At 65.7% G+C, this 239-nt stretch carries 1 protein-coding gene; it reads right to left on the bottom strand.

The window, feature by feature from the left end:
• On the bottom strand, nucleotides 1-239 hold a 239-nt coding region (locus KVT28_RS26630; protein WP_217551310.1), incomplete at both ends, for an ATP-binding cassette domain-containing protein.

Raw genomic sequence — 239 nt, 5'->3', positions numbered from 1 at the left:
TGCCGCGTGCGATGGCGTCGCGCGGCGAGTGAATCTGCACTCTCACGCCGTCGATCCAGATCTCACCGCCGCTCGGTTGATGCACACCAAAAATCAGCTGCGCCAGTTCGCAGCGTCCGGCGCCGACCAGCCCCGCCAGCCCGACAATCTCGCCGGCCCGCACCGACAGGCGGCTGGGACGCACTTTGTGTTTGACGCACAGGTGATTGACGGCGAGACGGATGTCGCCGAGCGGAATA

Source organism: Pantoea sp. GbtcB22 (genome assembly GCF_019091025.1).
Classification (GTDB): Bacteria; Pseudomonadota; Gammaproteobacteria; order Enterobacterales; family Enterobacteriaceae; genus Pantoea; species Pantoea leporis.
This window is presented reverse-complemented; position numbering and strand designations above follow the sequence as displayed.